Raw genomic sequence first — 18,573 nt, 5'->3', positions numbered from 1 at the left:
CCAGAGAGCCTCCACCTTATTCCGAGCTGCCGGCCATTCAATGACCGCAACGTTCATCAACGTTGACCCACACGCTCAGACGGACGGTCATCCCGCCCCCGGTGAAGGGGTTCAGCACACGCAGGTGTCTAGCAAAAGGCCGCTCAAGAAGCTGGCAATTGGCCTCATGCCTTTTTAATAGCATTCCGTGACAACACCATACTAAATGGATCTAAACCAAGTGTGACGCGGGCTCTAAGGTGAAGGTGTACGAAGTTGTCGTCGGGTTTTGCCGAGACGCTCGTGCTACAGGAAGTGCAACGTTTGCCGTCATGGAGATGGGCAGGCAGGCATCAGGAAATAACAAAAAAAAGGCGGTCAGCCATGTTCAAACAATCGAAAGTTCGTCAAGCCGGGCTCATTCTTTTCGCCACCACTCTATTGTTGATTTTGCCAAACCTGACCAAGGTGATCGGTTAGTCGATCTTGAAAAGACGGCGGCAGGTCTTTAATCGCCATGTAAAAATGTGTCTGGCTCGCTTCCCGTGCCAGTATGGCTGTGCCAACCTCTGCGGCACTTGCACGACATGGATGGCGATCATTTGAAAACGCTTATTGTGTTCGGGGCCCTGCTACTCAGCACGCCTCTTCATGCCGCACAGCTGAACCTTGAGCTGGGCGCGAACAGTCGCACGTGGCAATCCGAGGAGTTGCTCAAGCATCCTCAGATCCAGACCATCAGTATCAGCAATGATGTGTCCTACAAGCGTGACATGACTTATCGCGCCGTGCCGCTCGCTGCGCTATTGACCGACATCAAGCCTGACGATCACCTGCAAGCCGTGGCGCTGGACGGCTTTGCGGCCGAGTTGTCGGCGGCGCCGCTGCTCAATACCCAAGGCGCGCGTGCCTGGCTGGCGATCGAAGATCCGGCCCAGCCGTGGCCGCCGCTGGCAGAAGGCAAACACAGCGCCGGGCCGTTTTACCTGGTCTGGACCGATCCGCGTGCAGGCAACATCAGCCCGGAACAATGGCCGTTCGAAGTCGCCAGCATCAAGCGCATGGCACCGGTGGCCGCGCGTTTCCCTGCCCTGCTGCCTGATCCTGCGTTGAAGGCCGACGATCCGGTGAACAAGGGCTTTGCGCTGTTTCAGAAAAACTGCCTGGCGTGCCATCGACTCAACGGTGCCGGTGATTCGCAGTTCGGCCCGGACCTGAATATCCCGTACAACCCGACCGAGTACTTCGGCGCGGATTTCCTCCAGCGCTATATCCGCGACCCGCAGAGTTTGCGCCAGTGGCCGCAGGCGAAAATGCCGGGGTTCTCGGCCGAGGTGTTGCCGGATGGGGATCTGCAGATGTTGGTGGGGTATTTGCAGCACATGGCCGGGCGCAAGGTCAGGCCCTGACCACATCCCCCTGTAGGAGCGAGCCTGCTCGCGATGGTCGTCAACGATAACGCTGGAAACCTGACACCCCGCGGTGATCTCGCGTTCTTCGCGAGCATGCTCGCTCCTACAGGATGAGCGGTTGCTGATTACTGCTGTTGTACGGAAATCACCGGCACAGGCGTCGGCGATACGAACACTTTTGCATGCATCTGCTCACACCCACCACCGCGGCGCATGCCACGTACCGGGCAGGCGTCCAGGTAATCGAGCCCTACCGCGAGCTTCAAATGGCGTTCAGGACGGGCCAGTTCATTGGTCACATCGAAGCTGTACCAGGCGTCATCGAGCCAGGCTTCGGCCCAGGCATGGCTGGCCAGGTGTTCGCTGTTTTCGCTGTACAGGTAACCCGACACATAACGCGCCGGCACGCCCAGGCTGCGGGCGCAGGCGAGGAACGCGTGGGTATGGTCCTGGCACACACCCGAACGCCCGGCGAAAGCCTGGGCGGCGCTGGTGTCCACTTCGGTGGCGCCCGGCGTGTAGGTCATGTGCTGGTTCAAGCCATGCATCAAGTCGATCAGCGCCGTTCGGTCGCGGCGCTGCTTGCACGCCTTGTCGGCGAACGCGCGTAGCGCCTGGTCGGCCTCGGTCAGCCGGGTGAAACGCAAGAACGGCAATGCCGACTGGCTCTCGTGCTCGGCTTCGCGCAACTCGTCGATGTCGACCTGGCCACGGGCACCGATGATGATGGCCGCGTGGGGTTCGTCCATGGTCAGTACGTGCAGGATGTTGCCGAACGGATCCAGTTGCGCGCGCACCGGCCGCGGCAGATCGAGCTGCCAACTGAGCACGTGTTGGCGCTCGCTGTCGTGAGGCGTCAGCCGCAGGTACTGGATGCTCGCCCGCACCTGATCCTCGTAGTGATAGGTGGTCTCGTGGCTTATGGAAAGTCTCATGCAGCCTCCAGGTAGGAACTGTGAATGGCATTACCCAACTGGCGCACCAGCGGGATGAACTCGGTCAGCCAGGCATGCAGGCCTTCGTCGAGGATTTCGTTGATGCCGGTATAGCGCAATCGTGCGTCCATCTCCGCAGCCAAGCGCTGTGCCGGGCGGCCATTGGCCCCTGGCAGTTGCGCCAGGATCAGATCGATTTCTTCGGTGCAGGCGCGCAAAGAGCGTGGAACATCGGCCCGCAGCAGCAGCAACTCGGCCACATGCCGGGCGCCGGGGGCGTCACGGTAGATCTCGGTGTACGCCTCGAAAGACGACAGGGCCCGCAACAACGCACTCCATTGGTAATAGGCGTGGGCCGTGCCGTCGCTGACCGCTTCGGCCTGATCACCGGCCATTTCGTAGCGCGCATCGAGCAGGCGCAGTGTGTTGTCGGCCCTTTCGATGAATGTCCCCAGGCGAATGAAACGGAACGCGTCGTTGCGCATGATGGTGCCGTAGGACGCACCACGGAACAGATGGGAACGTTCCTTGATCCACTCGCAGAAACGGCTCATGCCGTAGCGGCCCAGGCCCTGTTCGGCGATGCCGCGAATCTCCAGCCAAGTGGCGTTGATGTTTTCCCACATGTCGGCGGTGATGCGGCCACGTACCGCGTGGGCACTGGCCCGTGCGGCCCCGAGGCAACTGTAGATGCTGGCCGGGTTGGCCGCGTCCAGGGCAAAGAAATGCAACAACCTTTCGGCATGCAGCTCGCCGTGGCGTTCGAGATAATCATCCAGCGTGCCGGTAATCAGCAACGGCATGGCCAACTCGTGCAGGCCGTTCCCACGGCCATCCTGGGGCATCAGCGACAGCGAATAACTGATGTCGAGCATCCGCGCGAGGTTTTCCGCCCGCTCCAGGTAACGCGACATCCAATACAAATCCGAGGCAGTTCTACTTAACATGTCAGGCTTCCTTCAATCCTCAACCACCCAGGTGTCCTTGGTTCCGCCGCCCTGGGAGGAATTCACCACCAGGGAGCCTTCGCGCAGGGCGACACGGGTCAAGCCGCCGGGCACGACCCGGGTTTCGCGGCCAGACAGTACAAACGGACGCAGGTCGATATGGCGTGGCGCGATGCCGCTTTCGACAAAGGTCGGACAGGTCGACAGCGACAGTGTCGGCTGTGCGATGTAGGCATGGGGCTTGGCGATGATGCGCGCGCGGAAGGCTTCGATTTCCGCTGCGCTCGCCGCGGGCCCCACCAGCATTCCGTAGCCGCCGGAGCCCTGGGTTTCCTTGACCACGAGCTCCGGAAGGTTGGCCAGGACGTGGGACAGCTCAGAAGGATTGCGACACTGCCACGTGGGTACGTTTTTCAGGATCGGTTCTTCGTCCAGGTAGAAACGGATCATGTCGGTGACGAATGGATACACCGATTTGTCGTCTGCCACCCCGGTTCCGATGGCGTTCGCCAACACGACATTGCCCGAACGATAGGACGACAGCAGGCCGGGCACGCCCAGCATCGAGTCGGGATTGAACGCCAGCGGGTCAAGGAACGCATCGTCGAGACGGCGGTAAATCACATCGACGGCTTTCGGCCCGTCGGTGGTGCGCATGAACACCTTGTCGTCACGCACGAACAGGTCCGCACCCTCCACCAGCTCCACGCCCATTTCTCGCGCCAGGAATGCATGCTCGAAGAAGGCGCTGTTGAAGCGCCCCGGCGTCAGCACCACGACACTCGGATTTTCGATCGGGCTTGAGCTTTTCAGGGTGTCGAGCAACAGGTTCGGGTAATGGTCGATGGGGGCAATGCGCTGGGCCGCAAACAACTCGGGGAACAGGCGCATCATCATCTTGCGGTCTTCGAGCATGTAGCTGACGCCGCTCGGTGTACGAAGATTGTCTTCGAGCACGTAGTACGTGCCGTCGCCGTCGCGCACCAGGTCGACGCCGGAAATGTGCGAATAGATATCCCGATGCAGGTCCAGGCCTTGCATCGCCAACTGGTACTGCTCGTTGGCCAGCACCTGCTCGGCCGGAATGATCCCGGCCTTGATGATGCGCTGCTCGTGGTAAAGGTCGGCGAGAAACATGTTCAACGCCTTGACCCGCTGGATACAGCCGCGCTCGACCACGCGCCATTCACTGGCGGGGATACTGCGCGGGATGGTGTCGAAGGGAATCAGGCGCTCTGTGCCCTGCTCATCACCGTAGAGCGTGAAGGTAATCCCGGCGCGATGAAACAGCAGATCGGCCTCGCGTCGCCGTTGTGCCAGAAGCTCGTCAGGCGTCTCGGCCAGCCAACGGGCAAACTCCCGATAATGCGGGCGGACCTGGCCGCCAGCGTCGTACATCTCATCAAAATAGGTGCGGATCATGCCGTACTCCTTGTCACCCGGACATACAGGCCTTCGCAAGGCCCGTGCCATCGGCAGAAACGCTTTGATTTCAATCGGTTGGATAATCACCACGCGAGCGCCGCACCAATCCTGTGCGGCAAATGCCCCCACCTGACGGCCCCCGCTTCATTGCAAGGCGTTGTCGTCGCCCATCACCAGCATAGACCGTAGGCGCCGGCTTGCCGGCGAACGGGTCGGCCTTGTTCGATTGCCATCGACAAAAACGAAAACGGCCAACCCGAAGGTTAGCCGTCATTGCTGGTTGTAACTGTTCATAGGTTTATGCGAGTCGCCCTCGTACCTCCTGTTTCACACCCCAGCCTTCGATGATGCCGCCCAGAGGCTCGACCACTGCCTCGAAACCCTGTTCGAAATCGCCAATGTCGTCGTAGGTCGCATACATGACCTTGCACAACTCCAAAGCCCAGGCGCCATCGTCGCGCACACTGATTTGCGCATCCAGGGATTCACCACGGTGAAAATGACCTGCCGCCCTGCGTGCCCGCTCCTCGTCCGGGAAAATGGCGTAGAACTCGATGGGATGGAACCGGGAAAAATCAAAACCGCCTTCTTTCATGCGGCGCAACACACTGCTGCTGATGTCTTCTTGATAGGCTGTGCTCATGAAACGTCCTCCTCAAACTGATGGATAGACTTTCCGTACTCCCTTGTGCGAACCCAAGGGTGCGCGCGACGGGAAACAAGCATGGAGCTGACAAGACCAGACCTTAGCGATCCATTCGCTGATCTCGCTTGCAGAGTAGCCCCAAGATAGAGCCGCTGCCAAGGCCTGGTTCTGCTGTAGTCGATAACGAGAAGAGGTTCAGACGGGGGTGATGCTGCGAATTTCAATACTGTTCTGGGCCTTCAGGCTTTTGACGCCTGCATCCGGGGTGCGGCCCTCATAGTCGTTCAGATCCAGTTCGGCGGCCACGGGAAGCAATCGCGCCTTGATGAGTTTGGCGGCCTCTTCGTGACTCGGGCACTCCTCGCACTCGAATTCTTCATCGATTACTTCACCATGATCATCCACGAAAGTGACTTTCCACCTTTGCATCGGTGCCTCCTCGATAAAACCCATGGATGGGCTTACACCTATCTCGACCTCGGGCGCCGGGCAATGTTCCGGCGAGTGTTTCGCTTCAGATGCGCACATTTCCTCGTGGGCCCGCAATGGCCCAGATGATCAGGCCCAGGACCGGCAGCAACAGGATCAACAGCACCCAGAAGATTTTCATTCCGGTCTCGGCGCCACTTTTCAGCACGTTGATGATTGCCCAGATATCCAGGGCAAGAATGATCAAGCCAACCAGGCTATTGAACGTGGAACCCATGATGACGCTCCTGAAGAGTGATATGCCCTCTTAGGATAGCCCGCCGTGAACAGGGTTCCCTTTTTTTGACAGCTTTAGCGGTTCAGACGTGGATCGCCACTTTCAAGGCTTCCAGCGATGGCGCAGCGGCGATGCCGACTTGCGCGCACAGTTCGAGCACCCGAGGCACGGCATTGCCATAGACCAGCACCACTTGCAGTTCATCGTCCAGCAGTTGGCTGAAGTTCATCAGCGTGTAGCCACCGTTTTCCTTGTTCAGGCTGCTCATCTGCACCTGGATGCGATTCAGTGCGGTCAGGGCTTCGGTCCTGGCCAACTGCTTGGGCTTGAGATTGAACTCAACCCCCGGGCCGAACGAGGCGACGATCTGGGCAAACAGGTCCACATAGGTGTCGGCCTGAAACAGCACGGTATCGGGCAAGCTGCCAACCACGACCCACTCACCCAGCGGGATCGGGAAGCTGTCGTCGTAGTTGATGTCCGGGTTGGCGCTCAGGAAAGCCGCTGGATCAGCGTAAGCCTGGGCCGCTTCATCAGCGACTTTCTCGATTTCGTCATCGGCCATGCACCCGGAGCTGATGTTGCTGATGAGTTCGATGAGGGCGGCTTTCATGGGGGCGGATCCTGTAGCTGGTAAATTTTCAGGGCGCGCAGGATAGCGCATTACGCCCTGCGATGGCGTCTTGCAAGCAAGCCTCGCAATCTTGACCTGCATCAAGCGTTCAGCCCAACAATAGCGGCACAATAATGGCACCTTGCCAAAACTGTTTCCGCTATCAGAGAAGACCTCCATGGGTGCCTGGCTTAGCAACATCTCGCTGAAGTACAAATTCTGGGCGGTGAACGCCGTCGCTTTCGTCACCACGCTACTGCTGGTGTTTTATGCCGTGCAACTCGAACAACAAGCCCGCAGCCATGCCGCCCAGGAATCGGCCCTGGCCCAGGCGCGATTGCTCGAAGCCTGGCCTGCCGGGCAGCCGTTGCCCAGGGCCGGGAACCTGCTGACCTTCGATCACGGCCAGGCACCGCGGCTGGATGGACAGCCGCTGCAGGCACTGGCCGATGCCACCGGCTGGGTCGAGTTCGACGCGCTGCCATATTTCGGTGACAACCCGCCGATCGGCGCCGAAGTCTTCACCCGCACGGACGGCCAGCGGGTCGCCTTGATTGCCCATGGTCCAAGCCTGGGCCAGGTGTTCAGCGAGCGTGTTGTCAATTATGCGCTGGCGGTGTTTATCCTGATGCTGGCAATGCTCGGTGCCTCACAGTTGTTGATTCGCTTTTTGCTCAGTCAACTCAATACCCTGAAAGACGTAATGCTCCACGTTGAAAAAACTGGCGACTTGTCGGCCCGTGTCCCGCTGACTTGCAGCGACGAAGTCGGGCAGATGGCCAACGCTTTCAACGCCATGCAGGCCGGTTACCAAGGCGTGGTCAGCACCGTCGCCAGCACCGTCCGACAACTGGACGAAGGTGCCGCACGCCTGGCATCGAACATGAATGAAGTGCGTCATGGCATGCTTGGCCAGCAGAGCGAAACCGATCAGGCGGCAACGGCCATCAATGAAATGACCGCCACCGTCTATCACATCGCCCAGCACGCCGGTGCCACCCGAGACCTTTCGCAATCTGCCGACACCTTGGCCGGCAGCGGGCAGGAAGTGGTCATGCGGGTGCAGCGATCGATTGCCGGACTGTCTACCGGGGTGCAGCAGACCGCCGAGATGATCCAGCGCCTCGCCGAGGACAGCCAGAAGATCAACGGTGTGGTCAACGTGATTCACAGCATTGCCGAGCAGACCAATCTGCTGGCGCTGAACGCGGCAATCGAAGCGGCCCGGGCCGGCGAAATGGGCCGGGGGTTTGCGGTGGTCGCCGATGAAGTGCGCAACCTGGCCAAGCGCGTCCAAACCTCCACCGATGAAATCACCGTGATGGTGTCCGCCTTGCAATCAGGTACTCGCGATGCGGTGGACTTCATGCAGGAGAGTTCATTCAAGGCCGATGAATGCGTACAGCAAGCCCAGGAGGCTGGGGCCGCGTTGGCGCAGATTACCGGGGCAGTGGCGCAGATGCGCGAAAGCAACACCCAGATCGCCGTGGCGGCCGAGCAACAAAGCCAGGTGGCCGAAGAGATGAACCGGGCGGTGGTGAGCATCCGCGATGTGACCGAAAATACGGTGCGCCAGACCGTCAGCTCGGCTACAACCAGTGATGAACTGGCGGTGTTGGCCGGCGAGTTGAGCACGGCGATCGGGCAGCTCAAGCTATAACATCGAGGGTGGACATGACCCCTATCGCTTCGATAGCCAAGCTTGATTCGCCGCCCGCATCTACCGGGCCTATCCTTGATTCATGAGTTCAACAAGGATCGAGGATAAGCATCATGGGTAAACGTCACCCCAACCTTCCCGCCTGGCAATGGCGTGCGTACCCGAACAATCACCAACACCCGACCAACCTGGTGTTGCACCTGATTGCCGTGCCACTGTTCATTGTCGCCTTCCTGCTGATCGCCTGCGGGGTATTCGGCCTGAACCTGGCGAATTTCGCCATCGGCGTCATCGGTGTGATTGCCGCCTTGGGTCTGCAACGTCACGGCCATGCCCTGGAGGCGCAAGCCTCCGAGCCATTCAGTGATCGCAAAGATGCGGTTTCACGCTTGCTGGTCGAGCAGTTCCTGACCTTCCCGCGATACGTCCTCAGCGGCGGCTGGTGGCGCGCCTGGCGCGAGCGCCACCGTCGTCATTGATCAGCCGAACACCGTCACCGTCTGCCGGCTCATGGCAATCAACCGCCCCTCCACATCCCACAGCTTCGCCGCGGCATGGCCGTAGCCGTCGGCGGCATGCTCGGTTTCAACCAGGTATTTGCACCAGTCCAGGGTGCTTAGTGCCAGCAATGGCTGGACGAATTCGATGGTCCAGGTCAGCGTGCTGCCCATCGCCGGCTTCTTCAGAAACGGCATCAGGGCCGGTGGCCAGGCATCCACCAGCGCCAGGATGTGCGCTTCGGTGACCGACTCCTCCTTCACATCACCCCGCAAGCGCACCCAGCCGCCCATTTGACGCGATGTATTGCCGCTGAATGGCAACCCGCCAACACTCCAGCGCATTGCCAGGTGCTGCATGAATTGCGGGAGCACGCCCTCGATGAAAGGCAGTTCCTGACAGTCGTCCCAATGCTTCATCTCTGGCGCCGGCAACGCTTGCACCGCCACTTCCGATGGACGCGAGGCGCCGAAGCTGCCCTGAACCAGCGTGACGACCTGCCCCCTCTGCATCGCGCGGCCCAACACCTGGCTGACCGCCTTGCCCTCGCGCAATACATCAACTTCAAAACTGACCGGCACGTCGGGTTCGACCGGGCCGACAAAGGTGATTGCCAGTGAGCGCACCGGCCGGTCCGCTGGCACCTTGGCGCGCATGGCTTCGTACTGCAAGGCAGCCACCAGGCCGCCGAAACTGGCTCGGCCTTGCGCCCATCCGGGCGGGATCGACAGTTCCAGTGGTTGACGGCGAACAGCGTCGAGCAAATCGCAAAAGCGCATGAAGACCTCAAGGCAGGAAACGGATGAAGGAATCTTAACCAGCTCACTGGGGCTGTACAGTGCCTATTCCGGTCAAATTGACTGACAGATAAGCCGCCTGCGCCTGTGTAGGAGCTGCCGCAGGCTGCGATCTTTTGATTTTAAAAACAAAGATCAAAAGATCGCAGCCTGCGGCAGCTCCTACAGGGGTCGTGGTGGGTTCAGGATTTGAAACAGGCCTTGCTGAGTTTTTCCAGCACCCGGTCGGCACGCTGTTCGGCCTTGGCCATGGTGGCTTGCCAAACGGCGACACAAGGCTGCAAATCCGCTTCCTGCTCGGCCATCGCCAGCCATTGCACACAGTCGTGCCAGTCCCCCAAGGCCCCTTGGGCAGATTTCAGTCGGGGCATGGCGGCCTTGGGCAGGCGATCCAGTTCGGGGTAAGCGTCGATGCCATAACGTACGCGCTTGATCAGCAAGCGCAAACGATGGCGGTCATGGGCCGGATCGTGCAAGGCGGTGTCGAGTTTCTTCCACTGTTTGCCCAGGCGTTTTTCGATGCGCTTGTCCAGCCCCTTGACCAAACCCTGGCGCTGGGCAGCGCGCAGGAATCGCGGAAAGGCATCGAGGATCAACAGCAGCTGCTTAAACTCCGTACTGGTCGCCACCGCAGGATAAGCCTTGGCCATTTGCACCATGCGCCGCTGCGCGGCTTGCACTTGATCGTTTTCGAGCAAGTAGGCAGCCAACACCTCACGATCACGCAATGGCGTGGTCAAGTCGCCAACTTCGGACGCCGCCGCTTCCAGCTGCTCGACTCCGGGCAACCCGCGCAACGGCCGCAGCAGGCTGCGCAACCGGCGCACCGTGGTACGCAACTCGTGCAATGCCTCAGGATCGGTGTGGGCACTCAAGCGTGCCTGACAGGCCAATAGACGAATTTCCAAGCCTAAGACCCGGGCCACCAACCTATCGATCATGGTTTACTCCGTAAACGGCTGTAAGCTGCAAGCTGCAAGCGAACCGACTTGTGACTCGCAGCTTATAACTTATAGCTGCTTTCCAGCCTATCTCCCCGCGCGCGACTCACGAATATAGAAACGCGCCTTTTCGGCCTTCTTCGCGCATCCCTCGAAGCCTTCGAATTGTTGCTGGGTCTTGGCTGCGGTCAACAGCGATAAAGCCTTGGAGTAGCTGACGGTTCCGGCGAAACCTTCGGCCTTTGCCAGGTCCAACTCACGCCAGGCGGCATCGAGCTGGCTGCCGCAGCTGTCGCGATAAGCGGTTTTGCCGGCACAACCGGCCAGCGCCAGGGCAATCAGTGGCACACAGATCCAGGCTTTCATTTCTTACACCTCTAAAATAGGTAAACAGTCATGCAGGTAGGACGGTCTGGCGGACAAAAAGTGCCGTCCGTCGGCAACGTTAACCCAACGGGGAGAGAATACCCATCCGCCGCCATGGAGTGTCGAAAAAACGACCCATTCACGCGGCCGAACGACCTGTCGATTGAAGCGCCCCCCTCGTTGGGTGCATTGTTGAACGATTCAAACGAGGGCGATCAATGAAAAAGCGTGTCGCACTGGTGTTGGGCTCGGGTGGAGCCCGGGGCTATGCCCATATAGGCGTCATCCAGGAAATTGAACGGCGAGGCTACGATATCGCCTGTATCGCCGGTTGCTCCATGGGCGCGGTGGTTGGCGGGATCTACGCCGCTGGCAAACTCGATGATTATCGGGACTGGATCGAGAGCCTGGATTACCTCGACGTACTGCGCCTGGTGGACGTCAGTTTTCGCCTCGGGGCCATCCGCGGGGAAAAGGTCTTCGGGCAAATCCGCAAGATCGTTGGCGAAATCAATATCGAAGACCTGCGCATCCCCTATACCGCAGTGGCCACAGACCTGACCAACCAGCAGGAAATCTGGTTCCAGGAGGGCTGCCTGCACCAGGCCATGCGTGCCTCGGCGGCGATTCCCAGTCTGTTTACCCCGGTGATGCAGGGCAATCGCATGCTGGTCGATGGCGGCATCCTCAACCCCTTGCCGATCGTGCCGGTGGTGTCGAGCCATTGCGATCTGATCATCGCGGTCAACCTCAACTCCACCAACCAGCGTCACTACCAGTTACCGGTGATCCAGCGCCCAGCTGCCTTCAAGACCCGCTTTGACAGCCTGATCAGTTCCCTGGGCTCGAAGTTGCCGTTCCGGCGCAAGCAGGCCGAACAATTGCTGCTGCTGGAGAAGGAAGCGTTGATGGCCGAAGCGGCAGAGATCAACCCCTGGGTCGAGTCGGCCGAACCTGAAGCCCAGCAACCCGCGGCCGCGCCTGAACGGGACGGTGCGCCGAAGTCCGCCACCGGGTCGTTCATCATCGACAACGTGGGGCCGGCGTCCCTGCTGGATTTGATCAACCAGAGTTTCGAGGTCATGCAGACCTCCTTGGCGCAATACAAGATTGCCGGGTATCCGCCGGACATCCTGATCAACGTGCCGAAGCGGGTGTGCCGGTTTTTCGAGTTCTACAAGGCGCCGGAGTTGATCGCGCTGGGACGCGAGATTGCGCGCGATACGCTGGATCGGTATGAGAGTGAGCGAGATTCCTGAAACAACGATCGTTCCCACGCTCTGCGTGGGAATGCATCCTGTGACGCTCCGCGTCACGAACTCAATAGCGGACGCGGAGCGTCCATGACGGCGTTCCCACGCAGAGCGTGGGAACGATCATGAATCGAGTAACCGATACCCCACCCCCGCCTCGGTCACGATGAACCGCGGTTGCATCGGGTCGTCCGCCAGTTTCTGGCGCAGGTGCCCCACCACGATCCGCAAGTAATGCGTGTCTTCAGTATGGGTCGGCCCCCAGATGTCCTTGAGCAGTTGTTGCTGGGTGATGACTCGTCCGGGATGCCGTGCCAGTTGCGCCAGCACTGCGTATTCCTTGCGGGTCAGCGCGACTTCGCTACCATCGAGCGATACCCGCCGATAGGCCAGGTCCACCGTCAGCGGGCCGAAGGCCAGTGCCGCTTGCTGGGCCTCGCCCACCGGCACCTGGCGCAATAGCGCTCGAATTCGCGCCAGGAATTCCTGGATGCCAAAGGGCTTGGTCACGTAGTCATTGGCACCGCCATCCAGCGCCTCGACTTTCTGCCCTTCACCGGCACGCACCGAGAGCACCAGCACCGGCACTGTCGACCACTCGCGAAACTCACGCAGTACCTGCTGGCCGTCCATGTCCGGCAGGCCGAGGTCGAGCACCAGCAAGTCCGGTTTGTTCAACGCCGCTTGCGCCAGGCCTTCGGTGCCGGTACCGGCCTCCAGCACCTTGTAGCCCTGTGAAGCGAGGCTGATGCGCAGGAATTTACGGATTTGCGGTTCGTCATCGATGACCAGGATGGTCGCGGTCTGGTTCATGGATTCACATCAACACAAAGTAGTGGCAAGAGAGTAACGCAAGCACGATCAGGCTTCACTCTCAAAACCCGGCTGCGCCTGCAAAGGCAAGTGCAAGGTGATGCAGGTGCCGCGCCCTTCAATACCGTCGGCCACGCTGATCCGCCCGCCATGGGCACCGACCATGCCCTGACAGATCGCCAACCCCAGCCCCGTGCCCTGCCCACCACGGTCGCCGCGAGCGGCGGTGTAGAACATGTCGAAAATCTTCTCCCGCTCCGCTTCCGGAATCCCCGGCCCTTCGTCGCTTACCGAGAAAAACAGCTCCGTGTCATCGGCCCCCGCGCGCACGTGCAGGCGCCCGTGGGACGGCGAGAAACGCGCAGCGTTTTCCATCACGTTGACCAGGGCCTGCTCGATCAGCGCCGCGTGGACGAATAACAGCGGCAGTTGCGCCGGCACTTCGGTGGTGACCTGCAACGGGGCCAATACCGCGCGAAGGCGATTGAGCGCACTGCCGACAATGTCTGCCGGCGATACCCAGTCCCGTGCCAGCTTCAATGCCCCGTGACCGAGGCGGGTCATGTCCAGCAGGTTTTGAATGTAGCGATCGAGGCGTTCGGCTTCGTCGCGGGTGCCTTCCAGCAACTCACGGCGATCCTCCAGGGGAATGGCCTCACCGAGGGCCAGCAGACTATCGATACTGCCGCGCATGGAGGTCAGCGGGGTACGCAAATCATGAGACACCGAGGCCAGCAAGGCACTGCGCAATTGTTCGGTTTCGCCGTGCAGCCGCGCGGCTTCCAGGTCATCGGCCAGTTGTGCTCGGGCCAGCGCCTGGGCCAACGGCTGGCTCAACGCGGTCAACAAACGCCGACGCTGGCCGCTCAAGGCCTGGTCTTCTTTGGCACACACACCGAGCAGCGCCAGCGGCCCCTCCTCCACTGACAATGGCCACCACCACCAACGACCGAACGGCAAGGTCCCGGTGCCCGCGCCCGCCGGCTGGTCGTGCTGCCACGCCCAATCGGCGGCGGCGCGTTCGGCTTCGGTGAACTCCAGCGGGCCACCGATCTCGACTTTCCAGCCGCTCTGGCCGTCGCGATTGAGCAGGCACAGTTGCAGGTCGCTCCAGCCGCTGAGGTGCTGGGCCGCCGCGTTGACCACGGCCTGACGATCGGTGGCAGCGGTGAGTTTGCGCGACAGATCGAGCAGTTCGCTGGTCTCTTCCTGGGTATCACGCAGGGCCTGCAATTGCCGGCGCTGGCGTGCAGCAAGGTTGCCGGTGAGCGCCGCCATCAGCAGGAAAAACAGCAAGGTCAGCACGTCTTCTTCGCGCTGGATGCTGAAGGAAAAATTCGGCGGAATGAACAAAAAATCGTAGGTCAGGAACGACAACGCCGCACAGGCCAGGGCCGGGCCAAGACTGCTGCGCACCGCTACCAGCAACACCGCGGCGAGAAACACCAGCGAGATGTTCGGCAACGGCAGCACACTGGCCACTGCCCAGGCCAGGGCAGTGGCCAACAGCGTCGCGACCACGGCCAGGGCGTAGTCGAACCATACCGGTGCCTGCATCGAACGCTGCCTTGGTTGATGCTGTTGCTGCTCGGTGTCGAGCACGTTGATTTCCAGCCCACGGGCATTACGCAGCAGTCGCGCCGCCAGGCCGCCTCCGAACAATCGACGACGCAGGCGCGGCCGCGACTGGCCGACCAGCACCAGGCTGGCGCGGCGTTCAGCGGCGTGCTGGATCAGGGTTTTGGCGACCTCGCCGGCCCGCAGCAGCACTACTTCACCGCCCAGGCGTTCGGCCAGTTGCTGGGCACTTTGCAGACGCAGCCGCGACTGCTCGTCACGCACGCGGCCATTATCCACATGCACCAGGCTCCACGGCAGATGCCGACGCTGGGCGACGCGGCTGGCGTGACGCACCAGGCGCTCGGCCTGGGCATCGCCATCGACGCCGACCAACAAGCGACCGCGCACCGTCGGCGCCGCTTGCCCCATCTGGCGATAGCCCTGGGTCAGGTCGTTATCGACCTGGGCCGCCGCGGTTTGCATGGCCAGCTCACGCAGCGCCGTGAGGTTGGTCTGGGAGAAATACGCATCGATGGCGGCCCTCGCCTGCTCGGGCACGTAGACCTTGCCGTCGCGCAAACGCTCGAGCAATTCGCGCGGTGGCAAATCGATCAGCAGCAGTTCGTACGCTTCCTGCAATACCCAGTCGGGCAGGGTTTCGCGCACCTGCACGCCCGTGATACCACGCACTTGGTCATTCAGGCTTTCCAGGTGCTGGACGTTGACCGTGGTGTACACGTCGATGCCAGCGGCGAGCAGTTCCTGGATGTCCTGCCAGCGTTTTTCGTGACGGCTGCCGGGGGCGTTGGTGTGGGCCAGTTCATCCACCAGCACCAGCCTGGGCTTGGCTGCAAGCAGACCGTCGAGGTCCATCTCCTCGAGCTCAACGCCACGGTATAACGAGCGCACCAATGGCATTTGCGGCAATCCGCTGAGCAACGCTTCGGTCTCGAAACGGCCGTGGGTTTCGACCACTCCGGCAATGACTTTCACGCCTTGGCGCAATTGGGTGTGGGCCGCTTGCAACATGGCGTAGGTCTTGCCGACGCCGGGGGCGGCGCCGAGGAATACCTTGAGCCGGCCACGGCCATCACGGGGCAGGTTTGCTAATAGCGCGTCGGCGCGGCCGGAGTCGCTCATGCTTTCAGTTCTCTTTATTCAGGTATTCATGTGGTGCCTGGGAGGCCGTCTTCGCGAGCAGGCTCGCTCCCACATTTGGAATGCATTCTCCTGTGGGAGCGAGCCTGCTCGCGAATGGCGTCACCGCCGACTACAGTTTTTCCAGCGCCAGATTCAACTCAAGCACATTCACGACCGCTGGGCCTACCAATGGCTGTTCGGTGTGGGCGTCCAGCAGTTGCTGGAGCGACGCAACCGGCAGGTTGCGCGCCGCCGCAACACGCGCCAGTTGATAGGCAATCGCGGCCGGTGGCAAGTGCGGATCGAGACCGCTGCCAGAGGTGGTGACCAGCGCCAGCGGCACCGGCCCCTGCCCTGGCACCAGCAGCTTGTTGGCGTCGTCGATCACCCGAGTGGCCAGGGCCGGGTTGCTTGGCGACAGGTTGCTGGCGCTGCTCGATACGGTGGCAAAGGCACCAGCCGATGGCCGCGGGTGGAACCAGGCGTCGCCGACGAAATCCTGGGCAATCAGCGATGAGCCGCGAACCTTGCCGTCGGCATCGCGCACCAGGCTGCCATTGGCCTGATCCGGGAAGGCGACCTGGGCCACGCCGGTGACCACCAGGGGATAGGCGACACCGGTGATAAGGGTCATCAAAACCAGCAGGCTCAGGGCCGGGCGTATCATTGTGGACATTTCAAACTCCTCGAATTCGGTGAACAAGTACCGCGTTCAGTCAGGTACAACGTGTCGTCTTTTTCGCGAGCAGGCTCGCTCCCACAAGGAAACGAGGTGCCTTTGTGGGAGCGAGCCTGCTCGAGAAGGCGGTACGCCTGACACACGGTCAAACCAGATGCAACGCAGTCAACAGCATGTCGATCGCCTTGATGCCCACGAACGGCACCACAATCCCGCCCAGGCCATAGATCAGCAGATTGCGTCGCAGCAACGCCGCCGCGCTCGCCGCCTGCACGCGCACACCGCGTAAAGCCAAGGGAATCAGCACCACGATGATCAGGGCGTTGAACACGATCGCCGAGAGAATCGCGCTCTGCGGGCTGTGCAGCTGCATGACGTTCAACACGCCCAGTTGCGGGTAGATCGCGGCAAACAGCGCCGGCAGGATGGCGAAATACTTGGCCACGTCGTTGGCAATGGAAAAGGTCGTCAGCGCGCCGCGGGTCACCAACAGTTCCTTGCCGATCTGCACCACGTCCAGCAGCTTGGTCGGGTCACTGTCGAGGTCAACCATGTTGGCCGCTTCACGTGCCGCCTGCGTGCCGTCATTCATCGCCATGCCGACGTCCGCCTGGGCCAGGGCCGGGGCGTCATTGGCGCCGTCGCCGCACATGGCAACCAGGCGACCGTCGTTCTGCTCGTGCCGGATGCGCGCCAGTTTTTTCTCCGGCGTGGCTTCGGCCAGCACGTCGTCAACACCCGCTTCGGCGGCGATCGCGGCAGCGGTCAATGGGTTGTCGCCGGTCACCATGACCGTGCGGATCCCCAGCTTGCGCAGCTCGGCAAAACGCTCGCGGATGCCGGGCTTGACCACGTCCTTGAGGTGGATCGCACCGAGCAGTTTGCCGTCGGCGCAGACCAGCAGCGGCGTGCCGCCACTCTGGGCAATCCTGTCGATTTCCCGGGACAACGGCGCGGCCAGGTCGGCTCGCTTCAAGCCGACGAACGCCAGCAGGGAATCCACTGCGCCCTTGCGATACACGCGGCCCTGATAGTCGACACCTGACAGCCGGGTTTCGGCGCTGAACGGTACAGCCGTCAGCAATTCGGCGGCCGGCTCCGTTTGCGGTTGCGTGCCACGCAGGTATTCGACGATGGATTTACCTTCCGCCGTGTCATCGGCCAGAGAGGCCAACAAGGCACCCTCGGCCAGTTCGCTGGCCGTCACGCCTGGAGCGGGAACAACGGCGGCGCAACGACGGTTACCGAAGGTGATGGTGCCGGTCTTGTCCAGCAGCAGGACGTGCACGTCCCCCGCCGCTTCCACCGCGCGACCGGACTTGGCGATCACGTTCAGGCGCACCAGGCGGTCCATGCCGGCGATACCGATGGCCGACAACAAACCGCCAATGGTGGTCGGGATCAGCGTGACCAATAACGCCACCAGGAACACCAGCGGCAGGCTGCCATTGGCAAAGTGGGCGAACGGTTGAAGAGTCACGACCACCAGCAGGAAGATCAGGGTCAGGCCGATCAACAGGATGTCCAGCGCCACTTCGTTCGGGGTTTTCTGGCGCTTGGCGCCTTCGACCAGGGCGATCATGCGATCCAGTGTCGACTCGCCGGGGTTGGCGGTGATCTTCACCAACAGCCAGTCAGACACCAGCCGGGTATTGCCGGTCACCGCCGAGCGGTCGCCGCCGGATTCACGAATCACCGGAGCGGATTCACCGGTGATGGCCGCTTCGTTGACGGCAGCAATCCCTTCAATCACCTCACCGTCACCGGGGATCATCTCCCCCGCTTCGACGCGCACCACATCGCCTTTGCGCAGGCTGGCGGCCGGCACCACTTGAAAGCTGCCGTTGCTGGTTCTGCGCCGGGCACTCAAGCCTTCGCTACCCGCCTTGAGGCTGTCGGCGCGGGCCTTGCCACGACCTTCGGCCAGGGCCTCGGCGAAGTTGGCGAACAGCACGGTAAACCACAGCCACAGGGCAATCTGTGCGGCGACGAAGGTCGGCACCGCCGTGTCGGGAATGAAGCACAGCACGGTGGTCAGGATCGCCGTCAGTTCGACCACCAGCATCACCGGCGCACGCTGCAATTGTCGCGGATCGAGCTTGACGAAAGCTTGTACCAGCGCTGGGCGCCAGAGGGCCGAGATCGCGGTTCTTGCTTGTTCCGGGGCCTTGGCAGCGACCGGTTTGATTGCGGGCATATTCAT

19 protein-coding genes are annotated in these 18,573 nt (G+C 61.3%); 5 read left to right on the top strand and 14 right to left on the bottom strand.

The features are described from left to right. Nucleotides 1–245 precede the first annotated feature (245 nt). Nucleotides 246–491 carry a hypothetical protein gene (locus AC3WWR_RS17970; protein ID WP_162276359.1) on the top strand — a complete coding sequence of 82 codons (246 nt, stop codon included), beginning with the start codon at nucleotides 246–248 and terminating at the stop codon, nucleotides 489–491. Between the two features lie 75 nt (nucleotides 492–566). Continuing rightward, the gene (locus AC3WWR_RS17965; RefSeq protein ID WP_020796114.1) at nucleotides 567–1,388 is read left to right on the top strand and encodes a c-type cytochrome; all 822 of its coding nucleotides are present in this window, start codon (nucleotides 567–569) and stop codon (nucleotides 1,386–1,388) included. Between the two features lie 128 nt (nucleotides 1,389–1,516). Here AC3WWR_RS17965 and AC3WWR_RS17960 read toward each other — a convergent pair whose 3' ends face one another. The 7 genes from AC3WWR_RS17960 to AC3WWR_RS17930 all read right to left on the bottom strand — a co-directional run bounded on the left by AC3WWR_RS17960 (nucleotide 1,517) and on the right by AC3WWR_RS17930 (nucleotide 6,663). Beyond that, on the bottom strand, nucleotides 1,517–2,326 hold the full coding sequence (locus AC3WWR_RS17960; protein ID WP_020796115.1) for a transglutaminase family protein: 810 nt from the start codon (nucleotides 2,324–2,326) through the stop codon (nucleotides 1,517–1,519). Beyond that, nucleotides 2,323–3,273 carry an alpha-E domain-containing protein gene (locus tag AC3WWR_RS17955; protein ID WP_020796116.1) on the bottom strand — a complete coding sequence of 317 codons (951 nt, stop codon included), beginning with the start codon at nucleotides 3,271–3,273 and terminating at the stop codon, nucleotides 2,323–2,325. Before AC3WWR_RS17955 ends, AC3WWR_RS17960 begins: the two co-directional genes overlap by 4 nt. Before the next feature lie 12 nt (nucleotides 3,274–3,285). Next, entirely contained in the window at nucleotides 3,286–4,695 is a 1,410-nt protein-coding gene (locus tag AC3WWR_RS17950; RefSeq protein ID WP_020796117.1) for a circularly permuted type 2 ATP-grasp protein, read from the bottom strand. 301 nt (nucleotides 4,696–4,996) lie between these two features. Then, nucleotides 4,997–5,341, bottom strand: a complete 345-nt coding sequence (locus tag AC3WWR_RS17945) for a ribonuclease E inhibitor RraB (protein WP_020796118.1) — start codon at nucleotides 5,339–5,341, stop codon at nucleotides 4,997–4,999. A gap of 198 nt (nucleotides 5,342–5,539) precedes the next feature. Next, nucleotides 5,540–5,773, bottom strand: a complete 234-nt coding sequence (locus AC3WWR_RS17940; protein WP_033043848.1) for a hypothetical protein — start codon at nucleotides 5,771–5,773, stop codon at nucleotides 5,540–5,542. An 85-nt stretch (nucleotides 5,774–5,858) separates the two neighbouring features. Then, complete coding sequence (locus AC3WWR_RS17935; protein WP_020796120.1) at nucleotides 5,859–6,050, bottom strand: PLDc N-terminal domain-containing protein; 192 nt, start codon at nucleotides 6,048–6,050, stop codon at nucleotides 5,859–5,861. A gap of 82 nt (nucleotides 6,051–6,132) precedes the next feature. Next, a complete protein-coding gene (locus AC3WWR_RS17930; RefSeq protein ID WP_020796121.1) occupies nucleotides 6,133–6,663 on the bottom strand; it encodes a hypothetical protein in 531 nt (176 codons plus the stop codon). Between the two features lie 178 nt (nucleotides 6,664–6,841). Between AC3WWR_RS17930 and AC3WWR_RS17925 the strand changes: the two genes are divergently transcribed. Further along, nucleotides 6,842–8,323 carry a methyl-accepting chemotaxis protein gene (locus tag AC3WWR_RS17925; RefSeq protein WP_033043847.1) on the top strand — a complete coding sequence of 494 codons (1,482 nt, stop codon included), beginning with the start codon at nucleotides 6,842–6,844 and terminating at the stop codon, nucleotides 8,321–8,323. A gap of 113 nt (nucleotides 8,324–8,436) precedes the next feature. Then, nucleotides 8,437–8,802, top strand: a complete 366-nt coding sequence (locus AC3WWR_RS17920) for an Mpo1-like protein (protein ID WP_033043845.1) — start codon at nucleotides 8,437–8,439, stop codon at nucleotides 8,800–8,802. Here the strand turns inward: AC3WWR_RS17920 and AC3WWR_RS17915 are convergent, their stop codons facing one another. From AC3WWR_RS17915 to AC3WWR_RS17905, 3 genes are all read right to left on the bottom strand, one after another. Beyond that, on the bottom strand, nucleotides 8,803–9,600 hold the full coding sequence (locus AC3WWR_RS17915) for an acyl-CoA thioesterase (RefSeq protein ID WP_020796124.1): 798 nt from the start codon (nucleotides 9,598–9,600) through the stop codon (nucleotides 8,803–8,805). Between the two features lie 200 nt (nucleotides 9,601–9,800). After that, nucleotides 9,801–10,559, bottom strand: a complete 759-nt coding sequence (locus AC3WWR_RS17910; protein ID WP_033042533.1) for a CHAD domain-containing protein — start codon at nucleotides 10,557–10,559, stop codon at nucleotides 9,801–9,803. Nucleotides 10,560–10,646: 87 nt separating this feature from the next. Further along, nucleotides 10,647–10,925, bottom strand: coding sequence for a hypothetical protein (locus AC3WWR_RS17905; protein WP_020796126.1), 279 nt, complete (start codon nucleotides 10,923–10,925; stop codon nucleotides 10,647–10,649). Between the two features lie 218 nt (nucleotides 10,926–11,143). On the opposite strand from AC3WWR_RS17905, the gene AC3WWR_RS17900 reads away from it, so the two are divergent. Further along, the gene (locus AC3WWR_RS17900; protein ID WP_033042534.1) at nucleotides 11,144–12,184 is read left to right on the top strand and encodes a patatin-like phospholipase family protein; all 1,041 of its coding nucleotides are present in this window, start codon (nucleotides 11,144–11,146) and stop codon (nucleotides 12,182–12,184) included. 117 nt (nucleotides 12,185–12,301) lie between these two features. On the opposite strand, the gene AC3WWR_RS17895 is transcribed toward AC3WWR_RS17900, so the two are convergent. The 4 genes from AC3WWR_RS17895 to kdpB form a co-directional block, all read right to left on the bottom strand. Continuing rightward, on the bottom strand, nucleotides 12,302–12,991 hold the full coding sequence (locus AC3WWR_RS17895; RefSeq protein WP_033042097.1) for a response regulator: 690 nt from the start codon (nucleotides 12,989–12,991) through the stop codon (nucleotides 12,302–12,304). Between the two features lie 48 nt (nucleotides 12,992–13,039). After that, complete coding sequence (locus AC3WWR_RS17890; protein WP_033042095.1) at nucleotides 13,040–15,691, bottom strand: DUF4118 domain-containing protein; 2,652 nt, start codon at nucleotides 15,689–15,691, stop codon at nucleotides 13,040–13,042. A 130-nt stretch (nucleotides 15,692–15,821) separates the two neighbouring features. Beyond that, nucleotides 15,822–16,367: a potassium-transporting ATPase subunit KdpC gene (gene kdpC / locus AC3WWR_RS17885; RefSeq protein WP_033042100.1), complete on the bottom strand. Its 546-nt coding sequence runs from the start codon at nucleotides 16,365–16,367 to the stop codon at nucleotides 15,822–15,824. A 148-nt stretch (nucleotides 16,368–16,515) separates the two neighbouring features. Next, nucleotides 16,516–18,573, bottom strand: coding sequence for a potassium-transporting ATPase subunit KdpB (gene kdpB / locus AC3WWR_RS17880; RefSeq protein WP_020796131.1), 2,058 nt, complete (start codon nucleotides 18,571–18,573; stop codon nucleotides 16,516–16,518).

Source organism: Pseudomonas sp. EB271-G4-1 (assembly GCF_058791355.1).
This window is presented reverse-complemented; position numbering and strand designations above follow the sequence as displayed.